Here is a 25,310-nt window from a genome sequence, read left to right as displayed (position 1 = left end):
TAGCAGTCCGGCTTGCCGGCGATGGCGAGCTTACGGGCATCAAACAAGGTCGAAGTAACCATCGATCCATGTGGGAGGGAGCCCTGCTCGCGAAGGCGCCAGGTCAGTCACTACAGTAATGGCTGATATAGCGCTTTCGCGAGCAGAGTTCCCTCCCACGGCCTTCGGCCAGAATCAAAAAAGCAGATGGCACACACCGCCCCGTAGCAGTCCGGCTTGCCGGCGATGGCGAGCTTACGGGCATCAAACAAGGTCGAAGTAACCATCGATCCATGTGGGAGGGAGCCCTGCTCGCGAAGGCGTCAGGTCAGTCACTACAGTAATGGCTGACATAGCGCTGTCGTGAGCAGAGCTCCCTCCCACGGCCTTCGGCCAGAATCAAAAGCAGACAGCACACACCGTCCCGTAGCAGTCCGGCTTGCCGGCGTTAGCGATTCCAAGAATGTCATCGCGGGCGAGCCCGCTCCCACAGGGAGTGTGTATTTCGCCGGCTTTTGATCTGGTTTTTGATTTTGATCTGGGGCCCCTTTCCAGAAGGCCGAACGCAGGCGATGCGCAGTGGGCCGAGCGACAGGATGTCGCGAGAGCCGCGTGGGCCATGGATGGCCCATTCGCGGCGAGCCCACGGAGTGTCGCCGGAGTGAGGGAACATCGAGCCTAGGCGAGATGCCGTATGGCGGGGATAAGAGCCTTTGGTTACTTGGGGCTTTTCCAAGTAACTCGCCGTGAGGCGAAACCAAGCTGCGTTAGCAGCTACAGCAATCAGTCAGACACACCGCAAGCACAGGTTTTACGACGACTGCGTCGCCGGTCGCAGGGCAAGCCAGCTCCTACAGGGAGCCGCGTAACGTGCCGAAGGCGAAACGCCGAATAGTGTGGCGCTTTGCCGCAGTTTCGCGGAAACCCCGGCTGCATTGGTTATACTCGCTGCGATCCGCCTGGAGCGCTCATCAGGAGAGCTCATGCTCGCCCCCGTACAGTTGTTATCCGCCACACGCCAGAACCTCTGGCGACTGACCTTCGTGCGTATTCTGGTGCTCGGCGCACAAGCGGGCTCCGTGGGATTTGCCTACCTGTTCAACTTGCTGCCGCTACCGTGGCTGCAACTGGACATCACCCTCGGCTTCTCCGCGATCGTCTGCCTGCTGACCGCCATCCGTCTGCGCACGTCCTGGCCGGTCACCGAACTCGAATACGCCGTGCAACTGGCGTTCGACCTGTTTATCCACAGCGCACTGCTGTATTTCTCGGGCGGCTCGACCAACCCGTTCGTTTCCTATTACCTGGTGCCGCTGACCATCGCCGCCGTGACCCTGCCGTGGCGCTACTCGCTGATCCTGTCCGGCATCGCCCTGGCGCTCTACACACTGATGCTGGCCAACTTCTACCCGGTCGACACCTTCGCCGCCGGTTCCCGGGAAAAATTGCAGATCTACGGCATGTGGCTGAGCTTCGCGCTGGCAGCCGGGGTGATCACCTTCTTTGCCGCACGCATGGCCGAAGAATTGCGCCGTCAGGAGCAGATGCGCGCTCTGCGCCGCGAAGAAGGCGCCCGCGATCAGCAATTGCTGGCCGTCGCCACCGAAGCGGCCGGTGCGGCCCATGAACTGGGCACTCCGCTGGCGACCATGAGCGTGCTGCTCAAGGAAATGCAGCAGGACCACAAAGATCCCGCCCTGCAGGAAGACCTGTCGGTGCTGCAGGATCAGGTCAAGCTGTGCAAGGAAACCCTGCAACAACTGGTGCGCGCCGCCGAAGCCAACCGGCGCATGGCGGTACAGGAGCAGACCGTGACCCACTGGATGGATCAGGCGCTCAATCGCTGGCACCTGATGCGCCCCGAAGCCACCTACCGCTTCCAGCGTCTGGGCCAGGGCGAGATACCGATGGTCGCGCCGCCTCCCGACCTGACCCAGGCCCTGCTGAACTTGCTGAATAACGCCGCAGACGCCTGCCCGGAGGGGCTGGAAGTGAACCTGGACTGGAACCCGTTGGAAATCCGCATCAGCATCCGTGACCACGGAGCCGGGGTGCCGCTGGCGGTGGCCGAACAGATCGGCAAACCGTTTTTTACCACCAAAGGCAAAGGCTTCGGCCTGGGCCTGTTTCTGAGCAAGGCCAGCGTGACCCGCGCCGGCGGCTCGGTGAAACTCTATCCACACGAGGAAGGCGGCACGCTCACCGAGCTGCGCCTGCCCCGTGGCGCACGAGGAGATGAAGTATGACTGACGAAATCCAGGTCGAAGGCGAAGAACTGCCACACCTGCTGCTGGTGGACGACGACGCCACCTTCACTCGCGTGATGGCACGTGCCATGGCCCGCCGTGGTTTCCGCGTCAGCACCGCCAGTTCCGCCGAGGAAGGCCTGATCCTGGCGCAACAGGATGTGCCGGACTACGCGACCGTCGATCTGAAGATGGAAGGCGACTCCGGTCTGGTGCTGCTGCCCAAGCTGCTGGAACTGGACCCGGAAATGCGGGTCTTGATCCTGACCGGCTATTCGAGCATCGCCACGGCCGTCGAAGCGATCAAGCGCGGCGCCTGCAACTACCTGTGCAAGCCCGCTGACGCCGATGATGTGCTGGCCGCCCTGTTGTCCGAACACGCCGATCTGGACACGCTGGTGCCGGAAAACCCGATGTCGGTCGACCGCCTGCAGTGGGAGCACATCCAGCGCGTGCTGACCGAGCATGAAGGCAACATTTCTGCCACGGCCCGAGCCTTGGGGATGCATCGCCGGACGCTTCAGCGGAAGCTGCAGAAGCGGCCTGTTCGCCGGTAAATACGGAAATTTCTTAAACATTTTTTCATGGAAGATCGCGCGTGGCGTCTGGCACATTGGTGCCAACGCCACTCAATGCCTGCTGCCGAGCACCCGCCATGAATGTTGATATCGATGAAACCAGGGTCAATGACGCTGTGCCGGGACATTTTTTCTCCCGGGTCTGGAAGCTGGTCACGCCGTACTGGCGCAGCGAAGAAAAGGGTATGGCTTGGGTGCTGCTCATTGCCGTGATCGCGCTTTCGCTGTTCAGCGTGTTCATTTCGGTGCTGGTCAACAGCTGGTACCGCGACTTCTATAACGCTCTGCAGAACAAGGATCTGGGCGCGTTTACCCACCTGATCCTGTATTTCTGCGGCATTGCCGCCATCGCCATCCTTGGTGCGGTGTACCGCCTGTACCTGACGCAGATGCTGACCATCCGCTGGCGGCGCTGGCTCACCGAGCAGCATTTCGCCAAGTGGCTCGGCCACAAGAACTATTACCGGCTGGAGCAGGGCGGTTACACCGACAACCCTGACCAGCGTCTGTCCGAAGACCTCAACAACTTCACCAGCGACACCCTGACCCTGAGTCTGGGCCTGTTGCGCACGGTGGTCAGTCTGGTGTCGTTCTCGGTGATCCTGTGGGGCGTATCCGGCAGCATCGAGCTGTTCGGCATCACCATTCCCGGCTACATGTTCTGGGCCGCGCTGCTCTACGCCGCCGTGGGCAGCTGGCTGACCCACCTGATCGGCAAACGCCTGATCGGTCTGAACAACCAACAACAACGCTACGAGGCCGACCTGCGTTTCTCGCTGATGCGCGTTCGCGAAAACGCCGAAAGCATCGCCCTGTCCGACGGTGAAACCAATGAGAACGAACGCCTGAGCGGGCGCTTCGGCATGGTCTGGAGCAACTTCTGGACGATCATGAAGGTGCAGAAGCGCCTGACGTTCTTCACCGCCGGCTACTCGCAGATCGCCATCGTCTTTGCTTTCGTCGTGGCGGCGCCGCGCTACTTTGCCGGCAAGATCGAACTGGGCGAGCTGATGCAGATCAACTCGGCGTTCGGCAACGTGCAGGAAAACTTCAGTTGGTTCATCGATGCGTACGCCAGCCTCGCGTCATGGCGCGCCACCTGCGACCGTCTGCTCAGCTTCCGTCAAGCCATGAACGACAACGAAGCACGGGTGCCGTCGATTACCGTCAGCCATGAACAGAACGCCCTGCATCTGCAAGGCCTGGATCTGTCGCTGGTCGGCGGTCGTCAGTTGCTCAGCAATGCCAACGTCGACATCGCCGCCGGTGAGAAAGTCATGCTCAGCGGCCGCTCCGGCAGCGGCAAGAGCACCTTGCTGCGGGCCATGGGCGGGTTGTGGAATGAGGGGCATGGCGCGGTGAAGCTGCCGGCCAAGCGCGCGTTCTTCCTGCCGCAAAAGCCTTACCTGCCGATCGGCACCCTGCGCGAGGCGTTGAGTTATCCACAAGCGCCCGAGGTATATCCGGCCGAACGCTTCGCCGAAGTGCTCGACCTGTGCCGCCTGAACTATCTGGTGCCGCGTCTGGATGAACGCAATCACTGGCAACGCATGCTCTCGCCGGGCGAGCAGCAGCGTGTCGCCTTCGCCCGTGCGCTGCTGTATGCGCCGGACTGGTTGTATCTGGACGAGGCCACCTCGGCGATGGACGAAGAAGACGAAGCCGCGCTGTATCAGGCCCTGCTCGACGAATTGCCGGGCGTGACCCTGCTCAGCATCGGCCATCGCAGCAGTCTGAAGCGTTTCCACCGCCGTCATCTGCGTATCGAAGGCGGTCAGTTGCAGGAGCAGCCTCTCGCGGCATCGGTGATTTAAACGGCAAGAATGCCGCAAAAACCTACACACTCGCCGGGTTTGTGATGTGATCGTACAACCCGGTTGAGCTATGATATTCCCTCACCGTACTTAGAGATGCATGTTGGACATGGAAAATCAGAGTGCTCCGCCTCGCGCACGTAGAAAGCACCGCAGCCTCGCGCAGGAGTTGGTAACCGAACTCTCCGAGCGTATTCGCACCGGCGAACTCAAGCGCGGTGACAAATTGCCGACCGAGTCGGCGATCATGGAAGAGCAGGGCGTCAGCCGCACCGTCGTGCGCGAAGCGATTTCGCGCCTGCAGGCTTCCGGCCTGGTGGAAACCCGCCACGGCATCGGCACCTTTGTTCTCGACATGCCCAGCGCCAGCGGTTTTCGTATCGACCCGGCGACTATCGTCACCCTGCGTGACGTCATGGCCATTCTCGAGCTGCGCATCAGCCTGGAAGTCGAGTCGGCGGGGCTCGCCGCCCAGCGTCGCAGCACTGAACAATTGGGTGAAATGCGCGCTGCCCTCGACGCGCTGAACGAAAGCGCGGCCCATGCCAGCGATGCGGTCGGTGCCGATTTCCAGTTCCACATGGCAATCGCGACGTCCACCGGCAACCGCTATTTCACCGACATCATGAATCACCTCGGCACCAGCATCATTCCGCGCACCCGGCTGAATTCCGCGCGCCTGGCCCATGACGATCAGCAGCATTACATGAGCCGTCTGAGCCGCGAGCACGAAGAGATCTACGACGCCATCGCCCGCCAGGATTCGGATGCTGCCCGCGCTGCCATGCGTCTGCACCTGACCAACAGCCGCGAGCGCCTGCGTCACGCTCACGAAGAGGCCGAATCGCAACGCGCCTAACCTTTCGTAACAATTAAGATACCTGTCGCGGGGCCGTGATTCGTCATGGCCCCGCGTCGTTTTGCCCGCCTGTATTTCTCCTTCCCGAGCGAGCCGAGGCCCCGGTTCGCGGCGTTTTGCGCCGAGTGGCGTATTCCCTTTACTCGCAACACAGCATCTGAAAAACGCTTAAGCGCCCTGAAAGCCCCGTTTCAGAGCGGTTATGACGGTATTCATATGGTTGTCGTACAACGAATGGTGTCTGTATGGTTTGAGAATCATTCTCGATACATATGGCAGGGCGGTTGATGGCAGTGGCAGGCTGGAAAAAACAACGGGTGGTGTGGTGCCGGCTGGGCGTGTGGACCGGTATAGCGATGACCGGAGACGTGGTGTTCGCCCAAGAGGCCGCGCCGATCCATCTGGGTGAGATTCAGATCGACGAGCAGTATCAGGCCGCCGCAGACACGGAGTACCGCGCAGGCTCCAGCTCCACAGCGGACAAGATGGAAACGCCGTATCTGCAACAGTCGCAGACCGTCGACACGGTGACGGCGCAGGAACTCAAGGACCAGACGCCGCAAACCCTGGAAGACGTGATCAAGTTCATGCCGGGCGTGGTGGTCACCAACAACTTTGGCGGCACTCAGGATGCGCTGATGAAGCGTGGCTTCGGCAATACCGATGACGGCGGTGTGCTGCGCGACGGTATCCGCACGCCGGTGGGGCGCAACTTCCAGCGGGTCACCACCGAGCGGGTCGAACTGCTCAAGGGGCCGGCGTCGCTGCTGTACGGCATGCAGGAGCCGGGCGGGGTGATCAACATCATCAGCAAGAAGCCGACTTACGAGTGGCGCAGCGCACTGGGCGGCACCCTCAGCGATCAGGGCGGTGGCGACGAGTTTTTCGATGTCAGTGGCCCGCTGGGCGACAGCGGTTTTGCCTTTCGCCTGATCGGCCAGCACAAGGACGAGGATTACTGGCGCAACTTCGGCGCCAACAAGAACAAGCTGATCGCGCCGTCGCTGTCCTACGAGGGCGAGAACCTGTCGTTTCTCGCCTCCTATGAATACTCGGATTACAGCAACACCCTCGACCGTGGCGCGGTGCTGTCCAACGGGCACCATGTCGGCAGCCGCGATGATCGTTTCGATGAGAAATGGACGCGTGCCCAGGGCCAGCGGCAATACCTGTCCACCACCACCGAATACCGTTTCAGTCCTGATTCCAGCCTGCGTCTGAGCAGCGGCTGGAACTACGACCAGTACAACGACTATCAGGCCGACCCCAACGCCTACAACGCCCAGACCGGCGAGCTGAGAAGGCGCTTCCGGCGCAACGTCGGCGCACACAAGGAAAATGCCTACCTGGCGCTGGACTGGATCAGCCGCCAACAGTTGTTGGGCATGGAACATGAGCTGTTGGTGGGCAGCGACTACGAGTCGAACCGTGATGCCTACGGTGATTTCATCGACGGGCCGGTGCAAGGCGGTTTCTTCCCGGAGCGCCCGGTGTACGGGCTGTTGCAACCGACCGGGCCAGTCAACCTGAACAACAGCGACGGCTACACCCGGATCAAGGGCCAGTCGGTGTACTTCAAGGACAACATTCACCTGACCGACCAATGGATTCTGGCGCCGGGCGTGCGCTATCAGGAGTTCTCGATCAAATCCGGCAGCCGCCGTCCGTTCGTGCTTGGCACTGATGAGGATGAAGGCAAGGCGCTGCCGTTCCTTGGCGTGGTCTACCAGATGCGTGACGACTTCTCGCTGTACGGCAATTACAGCCAGTCGTTCCGCCCCAATGAAGTCGATCCCGGCAACACCTTCACCGGCAGCTACAAACCGGAAACCGGGCGCCAGTATGAAGTGGGCGCCAAATACGACAATGGCGACTGGATCAGCTCGCTGGCGCTGTACGACATCCGCAAGAAAAACGTGCAGCAGGTGGCCGGTGTCGATGACGACGGCAACACGGTTCAGCGGCTGGCGGGGGAGGTCGGCAGTCGCGGCCTGGAATGGAGCCTCAATGGGCGGCTGAACGAGCAATGGAGCGTGATCGCCAACTACGCCTACACCGACGCGAAGATCCGCAAGGACACTGAACAGACCGAAGGCAACCGCGTGTTCAACGTCGCCCGGCATGTCGGCGGCGCTTATCTGACGTACCAGTGGCCTATGCATGTGCTGCAAGGCGATCTGCGCATGGGCGCTGGTGCGCGTTACGTTGGCAAGCGCGCGGGGGATCTGGCCAATTCGTTCGAGCTGGACGACTACACCACAGTGGATGCCTTCGTGTCGTGGAAGACCGGCCACCTGCTGGGCAAGGAAACCTCGCTGCAACTCAACGCGGCAAACCTGACCGACCAGGGTTATTTCGTCTCGTCCGGCGGCAACCCGCGGCGGGTGTCATGGGGTGAGGGCCGCACGTTGCGCTTGAGTGGGGAGGTGAGTTTCTAGCCCATCCGATCAGCCGGCCGATCATGTGGCGCACACCCATCTTGTGGGAGCGGGCTTGCCCGCGAAGACGTCATGTCAGGCAACGTTGCAGTGTTTGGTCTGACGCCTTCGCGGGCAAGCCACGCTCCCACGGAGGAGGATGTGCAGGTTTCCATGGTAGAAGTGACCGGACAACCGACAATCACTACCCGTTCATCCACAACCCGGTAAATCCCCTGTAATCAGGCCCCTTTGACCTTCCGTCCGCTCACGCAGAAAAAATATTCGACACCCTATTGAGTGATGTCATTCCTAGTTGTACGATGACATACGACATCAGCGCAGGACTGGTGCGCTCCTTCACTTTTTTGCTCCTCAGGGTGTTCGAATAATGAATCCACAAGAACTGAAGTCCATCCTCTCCCACGGTCTGCTGTCCTTCCCGGTTACCGACTTCAATGCCCAGGGCGACTTCCATCGCGCTGGCTACATCAAGCGTCTGGAATGGCTTGCCCCTTACGGCGCCTCCGCGCTGTTCGCTGCCGGCGGCACAGGTGAGTTCTTCTCCCTGTCGGGCAACGAATACTCCGAAATCATCAAGACTGCCGTCGACACCTGCGAAAAGACCGTGCCAATCCTGGCCGGCGTTGGCGGCCCGACCCGTCAGGCCATCCAGCAGGCTCAAGAAGCCGAGCGTCTGGGCGCCAAAGGTCTGCTGCTGCTGCCTCACTACCTGACTGAAGCCAGCCAGGACGGCGTTGCTGCCCACGTTGAAGCCGTGTGCAAATCGGTCAAGATCGGCGTTGTCGTCTACAACCGTAACGTCTGCCGCCTGACCCCGGTGCTGCTGGAGCAACTGGCCGAGCGCTGCCCTAACCTGATCGGCTACAAAGACGGCCTGGGCGACATCGAACTGATGGTTTCGATCCGCCGCCGCCTGGGCGACCGCTTCTCCTACCTGGGTGGTCTGCCGACCGCCGAAGTCTACGCCGCCGCTTACAAGGCGCTGGGCGTGCCGGTCTACTCGTCGGCCGTATTCAACTTCGTGCCGAAGCTGGCGATGGACTTCTACCACGCGATCGCCAAAGACGATCACGCCACTGTCGGCAAGCTGATCGACGACTTCTTCCTGCCATACCTGGACATCCGTAACCGCAAATCCGGCTACGCGGTCAGCATCGTCAAGGCTGGCGCCAAGATCGCTGGCTACGACGCAGGTCCGGTCCGCGCGCCGCTGACCGACCTGACTGCAGAAGAGTTCGAGATGCTCGCTGCACTGATGGACAAGCAAGGCAAGCAGTAAGCGAAACCTGCCGGAAAACCGCTGAGCGATCAGCGGTTTTTTGCCGTCAGGAGAATATTTTGAAAGCCGGCTCACGGCTTTCCGCGTCGGCAAGGTGGCCGCTCGCGTGAGTACTACCCCAGGCAACACCGTGTCTACCGCTTGAAGGCAGGACCGCTTCAATCGCATCTGTTTAGGGGCAGAGGCGAGCAGCACATACACACAAGATCGTTTAACCCGCGCAAAAAAATAATTAGTGGGAGTTTTCGAACATGCAAAAAACCAAGCCGACGCACGTCCGCTATTTGATCCTGCTCATGCTGTTTCTGGTGACCACGATCAACTACGCCGACCGTGCCACCATCGCTATCGCCGGCTCCAGCCTGCAAAAAAGCCTTGGCATCGACGCCGTCACCCTCGGTTATATCTTCTCCGCCTTCGGCTGGGCCTACGTGGCCGGTCAGATTCCCGGCGGCTGGCTGCTGGACCGCTTCGGCTCGAAGAAGGTCTACGCGCTGAGCATCTTCACCTGGTCGCTGTTCACCGTGCTGCAAGGCTACGTCGGTGAGTTCGGCCTCTCCACCGCCATCGTCGCGCTGTTCATGCTGCGCTTTCTGGTGGGCCTGGCCGAAGCGCCATCCTTCCCCGGCAACGCGCGCATCGTTGCGGCCTGGTTCCCGACGTCCGAGCGCGGTACCGCCTCGGCGATCTTCAACTCGGCGCAATACTTCGCCACCGTTCTGTTCGCCCCGATCATGGGCTGGATCGTTTTCACCTTCGGCTGGCAGCATGTATTCGTCGTCATGGGCGGCGTCGGCATCGTCTTCTCGCTGATCTGGCTGAAAGTCATCCACAGCCCGCGCAACCACCCGCGCATCAACAAGGCTGAACTCGATCACATCGCCAGCAACGGCGGCATGGTCGACATGGACAACGATCAGGGCAAAGGCAAGAAATCCGGTGGTCCGAAATGGGACTACGTGAAGCAACTGCTGACCAACCGCATGATGCTGGGTATCTACCTGGCGCAGTACTGCATCAACGGCATCACTTACTTCTTCCTGACCTGGTTCCCGGTGTACCTGGTCCAGGAACGCGGCATGACCATCCTCAAGGCCGGTTTCATCGCTTCGTTGCCGGCGATCTGCGGCTTCGTCGGCGGTGTGCTCGGCGGCGTCATTTCCGACTGGCTGCTGCGTCGCGGCAACTCGCTGACCTTCGCCCGCAAGGCGCCGATCATCGGTGGTCTGCTGCTGTCGACCTCGATCGTCACCTGCAACTACGTCGATATCGAATGGGTCGTGGTGGGCTTCATGGCACTGGCCTTCTTCGGCAAGGGCGTGGGCGCACTGGGCTGGGCGGTGATGTCCGACGCTTCGCCAAAACAAATCGCGGGTCTGTCCGGCGGTCTGTTCAACATGTTCGGTAACATTGCGTCGATCACCACGCCGATCGTCATCGGCTACATCATCAGCTCCACCGGCTCGTTCAAGTGGGCGCTGGTGTTCGTCGGTGCCAACGCGCTGGTAGCGGTGATCAGCTACGTGTTTATCGTGGGCGAAATCAAACGAGTGGAACTGAAAGACACCCCGGCGCAGGGTGATTTGCCGGCCAGCGAAGCCAGCAAACTTTCTCAAGCAAAATCCTGAGGAAAACCGTGATGAACTTGATTCAACATGCCGACTCGCCGCGTTACATCCGCTTGCACGAGCGCGATAACGTTGTCGTCGTGGTCAATGACCAGGGCGTACCGGCGGGGACTGAGTTCGACAATGGTCTGGTGACCATCGATAACGTTCCGCAGAGCCACAAGGTCAACACCGTGGACATCCCCGAAGGCGGGGCGGTGATTCGTTACGGGCAGACCATCGGGTATGCCCTCAAACCGATCCCGCGCGGCAGTTGGGTCAAGGAAGATCAATTGCGCATGCCGAGTGCGCCGCCGCTGGACAGCTTGCCGCTGTCCACCGAGGTACCGGGCAAGGGCGAGCCGCTGGAAGGCTTCACTTTCGAGGGTTACCGCAACGCCGATGGCACTGTCGGCACGCGCAACATCCTCGGCATCACTACCACCGTGCAATGCGTCACTGGCGTGCTGGATTTTGCGGTCAAGCGCATCCGCGAGGAGCTGCTGCCCAAGTATCCGAACGTCGATGACGTGGTGGCGATCACCCACACCTACGGCTGTGGCGTGGCGATCACGGCGAAAGACGCCTACATCCCGATCCGCACCGTGCGTAACCTGGCGCGCAACCCGAACCTGGGTGGCGAGGCGCTGGTGATCGGTCTGGGCTGCGAGAAATTGCAGGCCGAGCAGGTGATGCACCAGAACGATCCGTCGGTCGACCTCAGCGATGAGTGGATGTACCGGCTGCAGGATTCCAAGCAAGGCTTCAACGAAATGATCGAGCAGATCATGGAGCTGGCCGAAGTGCGCCTGAAGAAGCTCGACCAGCGCCGTCGCGAAACCGTGCCGGCCTCCGAGCTGATTCTGGGCATGCAGTGCGGCGGCAGTGACGCCTTCTCCGGCATCACCGCCAACCCGGCGCTGGGGTATGCCTCGGACCTGCTGCTGCGTGCAGGCGCGACGGTGATGTTCTCCGAAGTGACCGAAGTGCGCGATGCGATCTATCTGCTGACCTCCCGCGCCGAAACCACGGAAGTGGCCGAGGAGCTGGTGCGCGAGATGGACTGGTACGACCGTTACCTGGCCAAGGGCGAAGCCGACCGCAGCGCCAACACCACGCCGGGCAACAAGAAGGGCGGGCTGTCGAACATCGTCGAGAAATCCCTGGGTTCGATCGTCAAGTCGGGCAACAGCGCGATCAACGGCGTGCTCGGCCCTGGCGAGCGCGTGACCCGCAAAGGCCTGATCTTCTGCGCGACGCCGGCCAGTGACTTTGTCTGCGGCACCCTGCAACTGGCCGCCGGCATGAACCTGCACGTGTTCACCACCGGTCGCGGCACACCGTACGGTCTGGCGATGTCACCGGTGGTCAAGGTGTCGACCCGTACCGAACTGGCTCACCGCTGGCCGGACCTGATCGACGTCGACGCCGGCCGCATCGCCACCGGCCGCGCCAGCATCGAAGAGCTGGGCTGGGAGCTGTTCCATTTCTATCTCGATGTCGCCAGCGGCAAGAAGAAGACCTGGACCGAGCATTACCGCCTGCACAACGACATCACCCTGTTCAACCCGGCGCCGATTACTTGATGTGATCCTGTGACGGATCCGTGGGAGCGAATTCATTCGCGATGCGGTGGGGTAGATACCGCCCCTTGTAGGAGTGAGCTTGCTCGCGATGCGTTGTACCTGACGATGAATGTTTGTCGCCGGGAAAACCGTCATCGCGAGCAAGCTCACTCCTACAGATCCTGAACATGGCCCTCCCTCAATGCCGCCCATGCTCCTTGTGGTGCGGATGCTCCCCGCAAAACCTCGCCAATGTCAGCACGCTGCGGGTGATCGGCATGGGAATGTTCACTTTCTCTGCCAACTCCAGCACTGCATCGCCAATCGCCGCCAGTTCCAGCGGCAGTCCCTTGTCGTAGTCCTGCAACATCGACGTGCGCACCGGCCCCATGCTGGCGCCAAACTGCATGAACGTGGACGGCTCCATGCTCAGCTTTGCGTCGTACGCATTCGCCACCTGCATCGCCTCGTTGAAGGTCGCCAGCGCCAGTTCGCGCATGTCCGGCAGGCCGTAGATCTGCTCCAGCGTCGCGCCGGTCACCACCGACACCGGGTTGGAGGTCAGGTTGGCGATGATCTTGGTCCACAACTGATCGCGCAGGCGGTCGGTGCCCTGGGCTTCGATGCCGGCGCTTTCGATCAGCGTCACCAGTTGTTCCAGGCGCGGCGTCAGTTCGTTGTTCAGCTCACCGAAAATGATCCGGTACGGGTTGTGGGTTTTCACCACCGCCGGTGCCGAGCTTTGCGCGGTGATGAACACCACGCAGCCAATGACTTTGTGCAGGTCCAGGGTGTCGGTGATGCGGCCGTCGGGGTCGACGGTGTGGATGCGATTGCCATCGAAACGGCCGCCTTCACCGTGGAAATACCACCACGGCACACCGTTGATCACCGGCACCACCACGGTGTTCGGGCCGATCAGCGGACCGATGTTGGGCAGCAGGCCGCTCAGTGACGGCGCCTTGGTGCAGAGAAACAGCAGATCCTGTTCACCCAGCGCTTCGGCGCTGTCGCTGGCGTTGACCTGCACATGATGGCGGCCCTGCAGGTCCTGCAGGTAGATGCCGTTGCGCTGCAAGGCCGTCAGCGTGCGGCCACGGGCAAACACATTGACCGTGTGCCCGCTCAGGGCGATGCGCGCCGCCAGGGTGCAACCGATGGCGCCGGCGCCGGCGATGCAGATGCGCAAGGGGGAGGCATTCATTGGGGGACTCCAGTACGGCGAATGACGTTTCAGGGCATGACGGCAATCTACACCAATCAAAGCGACCCCTGACTGTAGGCGTGAGCTTGCTCGCGATTGCGGTATGCCAGACAGAACAGACGTTACAAATGCACCGTAATCGCGAGCAAGCTCACTCCTACAAGGAGCGCGTGCAGCCCACTGGTCAGGTGTCGGTCGGTCACCTGAACTTCACCGCCCGGGCACCTATCCTTACTGCATGCCTAACCAAGCGCTCTGGCCTGCGAGACAAGGAGATGTTCATGCGTGCACTGACCTATCACGGCGCCCACGATGTGCGTGTCGAAACCGTGGCCGATCCGGTCATTCAGGAAGCCGATGACGTTGTGCTGAAGGTCACCGCCACGGCGATCTGCGGTTCCGACCTGCACCTGTACCGGGGAAAGATTCCCGCCGTCGAGCCGGGCGACATTTTCGGCCATGAGTTCATGGGCATCGTCGAAGAGGTCGGCCCGCAGGTCACGGCAGTCAGGCCGGGTGACCGGGTGGTGATTCCCTTCGTGATCGCCTGCGGCAGCTGTTTCTTCTGTCAGATGCAGGCCTTTGCCGCCTGCGAAACCACCAACATCGGTCGTGGCGCGATTCTCAACAAGAAATCCATCGCGCCGGGTGCCGCGTTGTTCGGTTACAGCCACCTGTACGGCGGTGTGCCGGGCGGACAGGCGGAATACGTGCGGGTGCCCAAGGGCAACGTCGGGCCGTTCAAGGTGCCGGGCTCGCTGGCTGACGAAAAGGTGCTGTTCCTCTCCGACATCCTGCCCACCGCCTGGCAGGCGGTGCTCAACACCGGTATCGGGCCGGGTTCGAGCCTCGCCATTTACGGCGCCGGGCCGGTCGGACTGCTCAGCGCTGCCTGTGCGCGGATGCTGGGGGCGGAGAAGATTTTCATGGTCGATCACCATCCCTATCGCCTGGCCTATGCACAGTTCACCTACGGCGTGATTCCGGTCAACTTCGATGAAGACGATGACCCCGCCGACACCATCGTCCGCCAGACCGCCGGCATGCGCGGGGTGGACGGCGTGGTCGATGCCGTGGGTTTTGAAGCCAAGGGCAGCACCACCGAAACCATCCTCACCACCCTCAAGCTGGAGGGCGGCAGCGGCAAGGCCCTGCGCCAGTGCATCGCGGCAGTGAGACGGGGTGGCACGGTCAGCGTGCCGGGCATCTATCTGGGTTATGTGCATGGCTTCATGTTCGGCGATGCCTTCGACAAGGGCCTGACCTTCAAGATGGGCCAGACCCACGTGCACCGTTACCTGCCGGAACTGCTGCGCCTGATCGAAGAGGGCAGGCTGGCGCCGGAGGCGATCATCACCCATCGACTGTCACTGGAAGAGGCTGCCGAGGGCTACAAGATCTTCGACAACAAGGAACAGGACTGCCGCAAGATCATCCTCTCGCCGGGGTTCGACAGCCGGGTGGATGCGTCGGCGGATGCTGTGAATCTTTGACCGAATACACGACCCTGTAGGAGCTGGCTTGCCCTGCGACCGGCGGGGAACCCGTCGTGAAATCGGTAAACGCGGTCTATCTGATACTCCGCGTGCACTGACTTTACGACTGCTGCGCAGCCGGTCGCAGGGCAAGCCAGCTCCTACAAGGGCGCGGAAAATATGCGCCCGACAAGGGCTCGTGCGTTCAGGAATACGCCGCCGAATGATGCGGATAATCCACCAGCCGCGAGCCGATCACCATTTCGCTGATCCACGCCGTCAGCATCGTCGTGTAGGCGTGCTGGCTGGCGTCGCTGCTCAGGGCGTGATCGGCGCCGTCCACCAGCCGGTAGGTCAGCGAATGGGCCAGGTCGAACGCGGTGCGATAGCTCATCAGCGTCGCGTGGGGCACGTAGTCGTCCTGCTCGGACTCCACCAGCAGCACGTCGCCCTTGAATTCCTTGCAGGCGGCCAGTGCGCGGTTGTCAGCAGCTGTCACCGCCGAGCGCCGGTAATGGGCCAGCTTGTCGCGGTCCAGCGCCTGCTTGGGCATGTCCCAGTCGGCGTCCCAGTACAGCGCCGGCACCCGCAGGGCCAGCCAGCGCACCGGACGCATGGCGCTGAGGATGGTCGCCAGATAGCCGCCGTAACTGCTGCCGATGATGGCGATGGCGTTGTTATCCACAGCGGGATGGCTGGCGAGACGATCATAGGCCGCCAGCAAATCTTCCATGCTGTGCTCGCGGGACACCGAGGTGCGCATTTCATGAGTGCGTTCGTGGCCGCGCAGGTCGAAGGTCAGGCACACGCAACCCAGGCCGGTGATGTTCTTCGCCCGCGCCAGGTCGCGTTGCTGGCTGCCGCCCCAGCCGTGGACGAAGAGGATGCCGGGCATTTTCGTGCCGGGGGTGAGGATGGTGCCGCTGATGGTTTGATCGCTGACGGCGATGTCGATGGTTTCACTGCGTACGGTCATAAGGCTGGACCTGTGTGAATTTGCTGATAAGGCCGACGTCCGGGTCGTCGCCTTGATAGAGAATCCGGGCATGGGCGGGCAGGGTGGCATGCCCGTAGATTTCGTGGCTCGACGCACCGATGCGCTGCAAGTGCGGGTCGGCGGCGAACGCCAGCAACGCCTCGACCTCGGCCGGGCTGGCCCCGCCAATGCGCCAGGATTGCTCCAGCACGCCGGAACACACCTGGCCGCGCGCGTTGGTGCCATGGGCGATGTCGTAATTGCGCCGCGAGGCGAGAAAGTCCGGGAAACAGGCCAGGGCGGCCTTTTCGTACTGCATGGCCTGAGTCACCGAGCGGCGCACGTCATCCTCAAGATCCAGGGTGAGCAGCACGTCGTAGTCGCCGCGCACCAGCCACAATTGCGAGCCGCCGTAGACCATTTCGCCGTTGTTGTCCCGGGTCAGGCTCTGGGTGCCGTGGTAGCTGACCGTGATCCCGGCGACCTGCACCTGGCCGACGCTGTAGGTGACAACGTCGCTCAGGTCTTCCTCCAGCACCAGGCCCCATTCGCTGACTTCGGCCATGTCTTGCTCGGCGATGGCCTTGTCCAGTTCGGCTTGCGAATGGACCACCACCTGACCGCGTCCGGCGGTGGCCAACACCGGCTTGAGTCGCACCGGGCCGTCCTTGAGCAATTGCCGGCCTGCGCGTCTGGCGTCGTCTTCGTTGAACACACTGAAGCCGTTGAGCACCGCATCGCCCGCCAGCTCGAAGAAACGCCCCGACCAGCCCGGCGGCTCGGCGCTGGCGTCATCGAGCAAGGGATGGGAAATCGCCTTGGTGGCCATGAACGGGTAGTCGATCAGGCCGCCGAAGAAGTCGTCGACCGAGCGGATACCCAGCCTGTCGCCGGTCTGTTTGCCGATCAGGGTGTCGGACGGGATGTAGTACACCCCAGGTCCTGTGTGCAGGGCGGGGTCGTGAGCGCCGACGAACTTCGCCCCGAGCAGGTGGGCAATGCATTGCCCCAGCGCCTGCTGAACCTCAACCTCATGTGTCGCCAGCGTCTTGTGAGTGGCCAGCAGAACGACTTCGGACTTGCCGGTGCTGCGTGATCCGCTCATGCAAAAGCTCCTGAGGTATGCGCCGCCGTAAACATCGTCCTGACGACACTGCTGATATGTCGAACAGATGACCTGTGGGAGGGCGCTCTGCTCGCGATAGCGTCATTCCAGACGCTGCGAGGGTAAATGGCGCAGCGCGATCGCGAGCAGAGCTCCCTCCCACAAGGTTCTTCGTGTACCTGATAAGTCGGTATGCCGCTTCAACGCTTTGGAACCACTACCGCTGTTGAGCCAGACAAATAACTTCAGTGGGAGGGAGCCCTGCTCGCGAAGGCGCCAGATCAGACACTTCAACGTTGAGAGCCAGAGCGCCCTCCTACGAAGGGCATTCACTGGTTATGAACGAACGCCAACAGAGGGAGTTCCTTGCGACTGATCAGTGGTTGCTGTGAGCAAGCGGCTCAGTGCCAGCCAAACACCGCATTGGCGTTGTCGGTGCTGACTTGGGCCAACCGCTCGGCGGGGATGTTCATCAATGCTGCCAGCGCTACGCAGATCTCCGGCAAATGCTCCGGGCTGTTGCGTTGGCCGGGGTACATGGCGGGCGCCATGTCGGGGGAGTCGGTTTCCAGCACCACGCTGTCCAGCGGCAACTCGGCGATGACCCGGTGCATGCGCAGGGCCTGCGGCCAGGTCGCGGCGCCGCCGAGGCCGAGCTTGTAGCCGAGCTTGATGTATTCCTTGGCCTCTTCGCGGCTGCCGGCGAAAGCGTGGACGATGCCGGCACGTTTGAGTCTGAAGCGTTTGAGGGTGGCGATGGTGTCGGCGTGGCTGCGCCGTACGTGGAGCAGGACCGGCAGATGGCAGTCGGCGGCCAGTTGCATCTGCGCATCGAACACGGCTTTTTGCCGGTCGCGATCCAGGCCCTCAACGTAATAATCCAGGCCGATTTCACCCACGGCGCAGAGTTTGGGATGGCCGGCCAGTCGAGTCAGCCAGTCGCCCAGTTCCTGCAGATGTTCCGGCCGATGTTCGTCGAGGTAGATCGGATGCAGCCCTAACGCGGCGTAGACCGACGGCTCGCTCAACGCCAGATCCCACACCCGTTGCAGATTGCGCTGATAGACCCCCAACACCACCATGCGCTCGACACCCAACGCTTTGCAGTGGTCGAGCACGGCCTGGCGGTCGGCATCGAAATCGTCGAAATCCAGGTGGGTGTGGGTGTCGATCAGCTTCACGTCAGGCCTCGTGGATACGCTGCTTGAAGGTGCGGACGATGGCGTGTACGCCGGGCTCGTACTGATCCTGTTCGATGGCGGCCAGCGCCAGCGCGAGGGCCTTTTCCGCGATCAGTTGATGCTGTTGGGCCATGGCGTTGACCGGCAGCGGCAGGAAGTCCAACAACTGTGTGTCACCGAACGTGCCCAGGTGCAGTTGATCCGGGTTCAGTTTGCGTGCGTGCAACAGGTCGAACACGCCTTGCAGCAGCACGTAGGAAGTGGTGATCAGCGCGTCGGGGAAATAACCCAGGCGGTCGAGCATGGCCCCGGCGATCTGCAATCCGGTGTCGCGGCTGAACGATTCGCCGTGGTCGATGATGACTTCGCCGGCAAAGCCTTCCAGCGCGTCTTCGAAACCGCAGGCGCGGGCCTTGCTGACGCTGAGTTCCGGGCGCGCACCGATCAGGGCGATGTGCCGTGGCCGGGTTTCCAGCAGGCTGCGGGTCAATTGCTGGCTGGCGTCGTGGTCGTCGCTGACCACCGAGCAGAAGTGCGCGGGGTCCATTTCCCGGTCGATGGCGATCACCGGAATGCCATGCTGTTGCAGCTCGCGGTAACTGTCGTCGCTGGCCGGCAGGCAACTGGCAACGAACAGCGCATCGCAGCGGCGGGCGCGGAACAACTGCAACAATTGCAGCTCACTGATGGGATCATCGTCGGAGCTGGCGATCAGCAACTGGTAGCCTCGGGCTCGGGCGCCCTGTTCCAGTTGCTTGGCGATCCGCGCGTAACTGGGGTTTTCCAGATCCGGCAGAATGAAGCCAAGGGTGCGGGTGTGGCGGCTGCGCAGACCGGCCGCCTGCGGGTTGGGCCGGAAGCCATGGGCCTCGACCACTGCGCGGACACGCTCGACGGTCGCATTGCTGATGCGCTGCTGTTCGGCCTTGCCGTTGATCACGTAACTGGCCGTGGTCACGGAAACACCGGCCAGACGCGCAATATCACTGAGTTTCAAGCCCAACGTTCCTTTTGTTATCGGCAGGGAGTCATGGGTGCCTAAGACAAACTGCCGGGGATTGTCACTGATTCGCGGCCATCATTACAGCAGACCCTGTCAGCGATTGATCGGTGCAGTGATTTCATCGTGCAGTGTCGGACAGTCGACAGGATGTGCTTCAAACCGCCAGAAATATCGATTAATGTGCGCGACATATTCTGATTAATCGTTTCAGCAAGCGGTTTTTTAGCTGAAAAGCCGGAAAAATGCACTGCGATGCCATGCTCGGTCCCTGCGTCCGCAGCCTACAACAACAATCAGGCGCCACCTTGCGCCGCACAGGAGGACGCCATGCTCGAACTGACCGTTGAGCAGATTTCCATGGACCAGTCGGCGGTGGACAAACCCGCCGCCCTGCAACTGCTGGCCGATCGCCTGGTTGCCGACGGTCTGGTCGCTGCTGGTTATCTGCAAGGTTTGCAGGCCCGTGAACAGCAGGGCTCGACCTTTCTCGGCCAGGGCATCGCCATTCCCCACGGCACGCCACAGACCCGCGATCAGGTGTTCACCACTGGCGTGCGCCTGATGCAATTTCCTCAAGGCGTGGATTGGGGCGACGGGCAGACGGTCTATCTGGCCATCGGCATCGCCGCCAAATCCGACGAACACCTGCGTTTGCTGCAATTGCTGACCCGCGCCCTAGGCGAGACCGATCTGGGCGAAGCGCTGCGTCAGGCGAAGACCCCGGAAACCCTGCTCAAGTTGCTGCAAGGCGCGCCGCAGGAGCTGGCTCTGGATGCGCAGATGATCAGCCTCGGCGCATCGGTGGAAGATTTTGAAGAGCTGGTCTGGCGCGGCGCCCGCCTGTTGCGTCGGGCTGAATGCGTGAACAACGGTTTCTCCGCCGTGCTGCAGCAGGTCGAACCGCTGCCGCTGGGCGACGGCTTGTGGTGGCTGCACAGCGAGCAGATGGTCAACAAACCGGGTCTGGCCTTTGTCACCCCCGACAAACCCATGCGTCACCTGGGCCAGCCGTTGAGCGGGCTGTTCTGCCTCGCCAGTCTCGGTGAATCCCATCAGGCCCTGTTGGAGCGCCTGTGTGCGCTGCTGATCGAAGGCCGCGGCCACGAACTGGGCGGCGCCACCAGCAGCCGTGCGGTGCTCCAGGCGCTGGGGGGCGAGGTACCGCCGGACTGGCCGAGCGAGCGCGTCACCCTGGCCAACGCCCATGGCCTGCATGCGCGGCCGGCGAAGATTCTGGCGCAACTGGCCAAGGGCTTCGAAGGTGATGTGCGCGTGCGGGTGGTGGACGCTGACGAGCAGCCTGTGTCGGTGAAAAGCCTGAGCAAACTGCTGAGCCTGGGCGTACGGCGTGGGCAGGTGCTGGAGTTCATCGCTGAGCCTGCCGTGGCCGCCGATGCCTTGCCGGCGCTGGTGCAGGCCGTGCGCGATGGCCTCGGCGAAGAGATCGAAGCGCTGCCCAGCGAAGTGGCGCCGACGCCGCTGGCCGAGGTGTCTCCGGCGCTGAGCGCGCCGATTGCCGGCGCGCAGATTCAGGCGGTGCCTGCGTCCCCCGGCATCGCCATCGGCCCGGCCCACGTCCACGTGCTGCCGGTGCTGGAATACCCGCTGCGCGGTGAATCCCAAGAAGTTGAGCGCCAGCATCTGCATGGCGCGCTGGCTCAGGTGCGACAGGACATCGACGGGCTGATCCAGCGCAGCACGGCCAAGGCAATCCGCGAGATTTTCATCACCCATCAGGAAATGCTCGACGACCCGGAACTGGTCGAAGAGGTGCTGCAGCGCCTGCGTCACGGCGAAAGTGCCGCCGCGGCATGGATGAACGTGATCGACGCAGCGGCCAGCCGGCAGGAGCAACTCAAAGACGCCTTGCTCGCCGAGCGCGCCGCCGACCTGCGCGATGTCGGCCGCCGTGTGCTGGCGCAAATCTGTGGTGTCGACGATCTGGTCGAGCCGCAAGAACCTTACATTCTGGTGATGGACGAAGTCGGTCCGTCCGACGTGGCGCGGCTGGACCCGGCGCGGGTCGCCGGCATTCTCACCGCGCGTGGCGGCGCCACCGCCCACAGCGCCATTGTTGCGCGGGCGCTGGGCATTCCGGCGCTGGTCGGTGCGGGCGATGCGGTGCTGCTGATCAAGTCCGGCACGCCGCTGTTGATCGACGGCCAGCGCGGGCGTCTCGATGTCGCCCCGGACGATGCGACTCTGCGACGGGCGCTGCTCGACCGCGACACACGCGAGCAGCGTCTGAAAGCGGCCGCCGCGTTGCGCATGGAACCGGCCATCACCCGCGACGGCCATGCCGTGGAAGTGTTCGCCAATATCGGCGACAGCACCGGCACGCCGGCAGCAGTGGAGCAGGGCGCCGAAGGCATTGGCCTGCTGCGCACCGAATTGCTGTTCATGGCCCACAACTCGGCGCCCGACGAGGCGACCCAGGAGGCCGAATATCGCCGCGTGCTCAACGATCTGCAGGGCCGGCCGCTGGTGGTGCGCACACTCGACGTCGGCGGCGACAAACCGTTGCCGTACTGGCCTATCGCGGAAGAAGAAAACCCGTTCCTCGGCGTGCGTGGCATCCGCCTGACCCTGCAACGGCCTGACATCATGGAAAGCCAGTTGCGCGCCTTGCTGCGCGCTGCCGACAACCGTCCGCTGCGGATCATGTTTCCCATGGTCGGTACCGTCGAGGAGTGGCGCCAGGCACGGGACATGACCGAGCGTCTGCGCAGGGATATTCCGGTCGCCAACCTGCAACTGGGGATCATGATCGAAGTGCCCTCGGCAGCGTTGCTGGCGCCGGTGCTGGCCAAAGAAGTGGATTTCTTCAGCGTCGGCACCAACGACCTGACCCAGTACACCCTGGCCATCGACCGTGGTCACCCGACCCTGTCGGCACAGGCCGATGGCCTGCACCCGGCGGTGCTGCAACTGATCGACATCACCGTGCGTGCCGCCCATGCCCACGGCAAATGGGTGGGTGTCTGCGGCGAGCTGGCGGCCGATCCGCTGGCGGTGCCGGTGCTGGTCGGTCTGGGTGTGGATGAATTGAGCGTGGCCGCGCGCAGTGTCGGCGAAGTCAAAGCCTGCGTGCGTGAATTGAATGTGAGTGAAGCGCGACAACTGGCGCAGACGGCCCTGGCCGTCGGCAGCGCCGCCGATGTGCGTGCCCTGGTGGAGAAGCGGTAATGGCGAAAATTCTGACATTGACCATGAACCCGGCGCTGGACCTGACGGTGCAGTTGGGGCCGTTGCAGGTCGGCCAGGTCAACCGCAGCGACACCATGCTCTGCCATGCGGCAGGCAAGGGCCTCAACGTCGCGCAGGTCCTGGCGGATCTGGGCCATGAGCTGACCGTGGCCGGCTTTCTCGGCGTCGACAATCAGCAGCCGTTCGAGTCGCTGTTTGCCCGCCGGGGCTTTGTCGACGAGTTTGTCCGCGTGCCGGGGGAGACCCGCAGCAACATCAAGCTGGCGGAAAGCAGCGGACGGATCACCGACCTCAACGGTCCGGGCCCGGAAGTCAGCATGCAGGCGCAACAGGCGCTGGCGGCGCGGGTCGAACAGATTGCCGGCGGTTTCGACGCGGTGGTGGTGGCCGGCAGCCTGCCGCGCGGGGTCGACCCGCAATGGCTGAAAAGCCTGCTGCTGACCCTCAACGGCCTGGGCCTGAAAGTGGCACTGGACACCAGCGGCGAGGCCCTGCGCGCCGGCCTTGAAGCGGCGCCATGGCTTATCAAACCGAACACCGAGGAACTGGCCGACGCACTGGACGCGCCGATCATTTCCATCGCCGCCCAGGCCGAAGCGGCGGCAGCACTGCGTCAGCGCGGCATCGAGCATGTGGTGATTTCCCAGGGCTCGGAGGGCGTGCACTGGTTCAGCGCCGACCTGGCCCTGCATTCGTTGCCGCCCAAGGTCACGGTGGCAAGCACGGTGGGCGCGGGTGACTCGCTGCTGGCGGGCATGGTCCATGGTCTGCTGAGTGGCCAGAAAGCCGAACAGACCTTGCGCACGGCCACGGCGATTGCGGCGATGGCGGTGACCCAGATCGGCTTTGGCATCAGCGATGCCGCGCAACTCAAACGGCTGGAAAGCGGCGTCACCGTGCGCACCCTGACCGCATAACAAGAGAGGAAGTGTGATGAAGGTAGCCATCGTTACGGCCTGTCCGAACGGCAAGATCAGCAGTGTCCTCAGCGCCCGCCTGCTCGATGCGGCGGCGCAGCGGCAGGGCTGGAGCACCTGTGTCGAAGTGCACGACCCGCGTCATCCGGAAAAGCAATTGTCAGCCACTGACATCGACGCCGCTGACTGGGTGCTGGTGGTCAATACCGGCCCGCTCGACCTCAAGCGTTTTTCCGGCAAGCGCCTGTATCAATCGACCCCGGCGCAGGCGTTGCAAGATGCCGATGGCTTCGTGCGCTCCGCCGCTGAACTGGCGCGGTTGTACACCGCCAGCGAGACCGTGGTGGGGGCAGTTCCGGCTCCGACCCTAGCTACTGGCGCGGTGACGCCGCGTCTGGTGGCGGTCACTGCATGTCCGACCGGTGTGGCTCACACCTTCATGGCCGCCGAGGCGATTCAGCAGGCCGCGAAAAAACTGGGCTATCAGTTGCAGGTGGAAACCCAGGGTTCGGTGGGCGCGCGCAACCCGCTCAGCGCCCAGGCAATTGCCGATGCCGACGTGGTGCTGCTGGCCGCCGACATCGAAGTTGCCACCGAGCGTTTCGCCGGCAAGCGCATCTATCGCTGCGGCACCGGCGTGGCCCTCAAACAGTCGGAAGCGACCCTGAAAAAGGCCCTGGCCGAGGCTGAGATCGAGTCATCGGCCGCTGCTGCGGCAGCACCGGCGAAGAAGGAAAAAACCGGGGTCTACAAACACCTGCTCACCGGTGTGTCGTTCATGCTGCCGATGGTGGTGGCCGGTGGTTTGCTGATCGCACTGTCGTTCGTGTTCGGCATCGATGCGGCCAAGGACAACCCGGGTTCGCTGGCCGCCGCGCTGAAACAGATCGGTGCCGGTGCGGCGTTCCAGCTGATGGTGCCGCTGCTGGCGGGTTACATCGCCTATTCCATTGCCGACCGGCCGGGGTTGGCGCCGGGCATGATCGGCGGTTTGCTGGCGAGTACCCTCGGTGCCGGTTTCATTGGCGGGATCATCGCCGGTTTTCTTGCGGGTTACAGCGCCTGGCTGGTCAATCGCTACGCCAGGCTGCCGGCCAGCCTTGAGGCGTTGAAGCCGATTCTGATCATCCCGCTGCTGGCGAGTCTGATCACCGGGCTGGCGATGATTTACGTGGTCGGCAAGCCGGTGGCGAGCATGCTCGAAGGACTGACCCACTTCCTCGACACCATGGGCACGGCCAACGCGGTGCTGCTGGGGCTGCTGCTCGGCGCGATGATGTGCGTCGACCTCGGCGGGCCGATCAACAAGGCGTCCTATGCGTTCTCCGTGGGGCTGCTGGCGTCGAGCAGCGGCGCACCGATGGCGGCGACCATGGCTGCCGGCATGGTGCCGCCTATCGGCATGGGCATCGCTGCGCTGATTGCTCGTCGCAAGTTCGCCCAGAGTGAACGCGAAGCCGGCAAGGCGGCGTTCGTGCTGGGGCTATGCTTCATTTCCGAAGGGGCGATTCCATTCGCCGCCAAAGACCCGCTGCGGGTGATCCCGGCCAGCGTCATCGGCGGTGCGCTGACCGGCGCGCTGTCGATGCTGTTCGGCTGCAAACTCATGGCGCCCCATGGCGGGTTGTTCGTGCTGCTGATCCCCAACGCGATCAACCATGCGTTGCTGTACCTGCTGGCGATTGTCGTGGGCAGCGTGGTGACCGGGCTGCTGTATGCGCTGCTCAAGCGGCCTGAAGTGGTAGAACTGGATGCGGTGCCGGCTGGGGCGTAACGGCGAATTCAGCGAATGACACGGTCCCTGTGGGAGGGAGCTCTGCTCGCGATAGCGTCATGTCAGACGCTGCAATGGTGACGGTTGCACTGCAATCGCG

The 25,310-nt window shown here is 62.6% G+C and carries 17 protein-coding genes; 12 read left to right on the top strand and 5 right to left on the bottom strand.

Annotation, left to right across the window (positions count from 1 at the left end):
- Nucleotides 1-962: 962 nt before the first annotated feature.
- The 8 genes from ACIPL0_RS19330 (at nt 963) to garD (ending at nt 12,389) form a co-directional block, all read left to right on the top strand.
- Complete coding sequence (locus tag ACIPL0_RS19330; protein WP_400597872.1) at nt 963-2,225, top strand: ATP-binding protein; 1,263 nt, start codon at nt 963-965, stop codon at nt 2,223-2,225.
- On the top strand, nt 2,222-2,782 hold the full coding sequence (locus ACIPL0_RS19325) for a response regulator transcription factor (protein WP_400597875.1): 561 nt from the start codon (nt 2,222-2,224) through the stop codon (nt 2,780-2,782). The genes ACIPL0_RS19330 and ACIPL0_RS19325 overlap by 4 nt, the downstream gene beginning before the upstream one ends.
- A gap of 98 nt (nt 2,783-2,880) precedes the next feature.
- On the top strand, nt 2,881-4,617 hold the full coding sequence (locus ACIPL0_RS19320; RefSeq protein WP_400597877.1) for an ABC transporter ATP-binding protein/permease: 1,737 nt from the start codon (nt 2,881-2,883) through the stop codon (nt 4,615-4,617).
- A 109-nt stretch (nt 4,618-4,726) separates the two neighbouring features.
- Nucleotides 4,727-5,476, top strand: a complete 750-nt coding sequence (locus ACIPL0_RS19315; RefSeq protein WP_400597879.1) for a FadR/GntR family transcriptional regulator — start codon at nt 4,727-4,729, stop codon at nt 5,474-5,476.
- Between the two features lie 287 nt (nt 5,477-5,763).
- Complete coding sequence (locus tag ACIPL0_RS19310) at nt 5,764-7,914, top strand: TonB-dependent siderophore receptor (RefSeq protein ID WP_400597881.1); 2,151 nt, start codon at nt 5,764-5,766, stop codon at nt 7,912-7,914.
- Nucleotides 7,915-8,284: 370 nt separating this feature from the next.
- The gene (gene kdgD / locus ACIPL0_RS19305; RefSeq protein ID WP_400597883.1) at nt 8,285-9,196 is read left to right on the top strand and encodes a 5-dehydro-4-deoxyglucarate dehydratase; all 912 of its coding nucleotides are present in this window, start codon (nt 8,285-8,287) and stop codon (nt 9,194-9,196) included.
- A gap of 251 nt (nt 9,197-9,447) precedes the next feature.
- Complete coding sequence (locus ACIPL0_RS19300) at nt 9,448-10,824, top strand: MFS transporter (protein ID WP_400597885.1); 1,377 nt, start codon at nt 9,448-9,450, stop codon at nt 10,822-10,824.
- An 11-nt stretch (nt 10,825-10,835) separates the two neighbouring features.
- Entirely contained in the window at nt 10,836-12,389 is a 1,554-nt protein-coding gene (gene garD / locus ACIPL0_RS19295; protein WP_400597888.1) for a galactarate dehydratase, read from the top strand.
- 178 nt (nt 12,390-12,567) lie between these two features.
- Here garD and ACIPL0_RS19290 read toward each other — a convergent pair whose 3' ends face one another.
- Nucleotides 12,568-13,572, bottom strand: a complete 1,005-nt coding sequence (locus ACIPL0_RS19290) for a ketopantoate reductase family protein (protein ID WP_400597890.1) — start codon at nt 13,570-13,572, stop codon at nt 12,568-12,570.
- 281 nt (nt 13,573-13,853) lie between these two features.
- Here ACIPL0_RS19290 and ACIPL0_RS19285 point away from each other — a divergent pair, with 281 nt between their 5' ends.
- Nucleotides 13,854-15,065: a zinc-dependent alcohol dehydrogenase gene (locus tag ACIPL0_RS19285; protein ID WP_400597892.1), complete on the top strand. Its 1,212-nt coding sequence runs from the start codon at nt 13,854-13,856 to the stop codon at nt 15,063-15,065.
- 187 nt (nt 15,066-15,252) lie between these two features.
- Here ACIPL0_RS19285 and ACIPL0_RS19280 read toward each other — a convergent pair whose 3' ends face one another.
- The 4 genes from ACIPL0_RS19280 to cra all read right to left on the bottom strand — a co-directional run bounded on the left by ACIPL0_RS19280 (nt 15,253) and on the right by cra (nt 19,306).
- Complete coding sequence (locus ACIPL0_RS19280) at nt 15,253-16,023, bottom strand: alpha/beta hydrolase family protein (RefSeq protein WP_400597894.1); 771 nt, start codon at nt 16,021-16,023, stop codon at nt 15,253-15,255.
- On the bottom strand, nt 16,007-17,128 hold the full coding sequence (locus tag ACIPL0_RS19275; RefSeq protein WP_400597896.1) for a DUF3182 family protein: 1,122 nt from the start codon (nt 17,126-17,128) through the stop codon (nt 16,007-16,009). The genes ACIPL0_RS19280 and ACIPL0_RS19275 overlap by 17 nt, the downstream gene beginning before the upstream one ends.
- A gap of 401 nt (nt 17,129-17,529) precedes the next feature.
- Nucleotides 17,530-18,309, bottom strand: coding sequence for a TatD family hydrolase (locus tag ACIPL0_RS19270; RefSeq protein WP_400597897.1), 780 nt, complete (start codon nt 18,307-18,309; stop codon nt 17,530-17,532).
- A gap of 1 nt (nt 18,310) precedes the next feature.
- A complete protein-coding gene (cra, locus tag ACIPL0_RS19265) occupies nt 18,311-19,306 on the bottom strand; it encodes a catabolite repressor/activator (protein ID WP_400597899.1) in 996 nt (331 codons plus the stop codon).
- A gap of 333 nt (nt 19,307-19,639) precedes the next feature.
- Between cra and ptsP the strand changes: the two genes are divergently transcribed.
- From ptsP to ACIPL0_RS19250, 3 genes are read left to right on the top strand one after another with little or no spacing between them, the layout of a single operon-like run.
- A complete protein-coding gene (ptsP, locus tag ACIPL0_RS19260; RefSeq protein WP_400597901.1) occupies nt 19,640-22,498 on the top strand; it encodes a phosphoenolpyruvate--protein phosphotransferase in 2,859 nt (952 codons plus the stop codon).
- Nucleotides 22,498-23,436 carry a 1-phosphofructokinase gene (gene pfkB / locus ACIPL0_RS19255; protein ID WP_400597903.1) on the top strand — a complete coding sequence of 313 codons (939 nt, stop codon included), beginning with the start codon at nt 22,498-22,500 and terminating at the stop codon, nt 23,434-23,436. The genes ptsP and pfkB overlap by 1 nt, the downstream gene beginning before the upstream one ends.
- A 16-nt stretch (nt 23,437-23,452) precedes the next feature.
- The gene (locus ACIPL0_RS19250; protein WP_400597905.1) at nt 23,453-25,210 is read left to right on the top strand and encodes a PTS fructose-like transporter subunit IIB; all 1,758 of its coding nucleotides are present in this window, start codon (nt 23,453-23,455) and stop codon (nt 25,208-25,210) included.
- Nucleotides 25,211-25,310 lie beyond the last annotated feature (100 nt).

This window comes from Pseudomonas sp. NPDC090208 (assembly GCF_044746785.1).
Taxonomy (GTDB): domain Bacteria; phylum Pseudomonadota; class Gammaproteobacteria; order Pseudomonadales; family Pseudomonadaceae; genus Aquipseudomonas.
This window is presented reverse-complemented; position numbering and strand designations above follow the sequence as displayed.

Coding starts and splice junctions, on each gene's coding strand:
- ACIPL0_RS19280 (WP_400597894.1), bottom strand. CDS start 16,023: ATGACCGTACGCAGTGAAACCATCGACATCGCCGTCAGCGATCAAACC.
- garD (WP_400597888.1), top strand. CDS start 10,836: ATGAACTTGATTCAACATGCCGACTCGCCGCGTTACATCCGCTTGCAC.
- ACIPL0_RS19330 (WP_400597872.1), top strand. CDS start 963: ATGCTCGCCCCCGTACAGTTGTTATCCGCCACACGCCAGAACCTCTGG.
- pfkB (WP_400597903.1), top strand. CDS start 22,498: ATGGCGAAAATTCTGACATTGACCATGAACCCGGCGCTGGACCTGACG.
- ptsP (WP_400597901.1), top strand. CDS start 19,640: ATGCTCGAACTGACCGTTGAGCAGATTTCCATGGACCAGTCGGCGGTG.
- kdgD (WP_400597883.1), top strand. CDS start 8,285: ATGAATCCACAAGAACTGAAGTCCATCCTCTCCCACGGTCTGCTGTCC.
- ACIPL0_RS19275 (WP_400597896.1), bottom strand. CDS start 17,128: ATGAGCGGATCACGCAGCACCGGCAAGTCCGAAGTCGTTCTGCTGGCC.
- ACIPL0_RS19310 (WP_400597881.1), top strand. CDS start 5,764: ATGGCAGTGGCAGGCTGGAAAAAACAACGGGTGGTGTGGTGCCGGCTG.
- ACIPL0_RS19250 (WP_400597905.1), top strand. CDS start 23,453: ATGAAGGTAGCCATCGTTACGGCCTGTCCGAACGGCAAGATCAGCAGT.
- ACIPL0_RS19325 (WP_400597875.1), top strand. CDS start 2,222: ATGACTGACGAAATCCAGGTCGAAGGCGAAGAACTGCCACACCTGCTG.
- ACIPL0_RS19320 (WP_400597877.1), top strand. CDS start 2,881: ATGAATGTTGATATCGATGAAACCAGGGTCAATGACGCTGTGCCGGGA.
- ACIPL0_RS19300 (WP_400597885.1), top strand. CDS start 9,448: ATGCAAAAAACCAAGCCGACGCACGTCCGCTATTTGATCCTGCTCATG.
- ACIPL0_RS19315 (WP_400597879.1), top strand. CDS start 4,727: ATGGAAAATCAGAGTGCTCCGCCTCGCGCACGTAGAAAGCACCGCAGC.
- ACIPL0_RS19285 (WP_400597892.1), top strand. CDS start 13,854: ATGCGTGCACTGACCTATCACGGCGCCCACGATGTGCGTGTCGAAACC.
- ACIPL0_RS19290 (WP_400597890.1), bottom strand. CDS start 13,572: ATGAATGCCTCCCCCTTGCGCATCTGCATCGCCGGCGCCGGCGCCATC.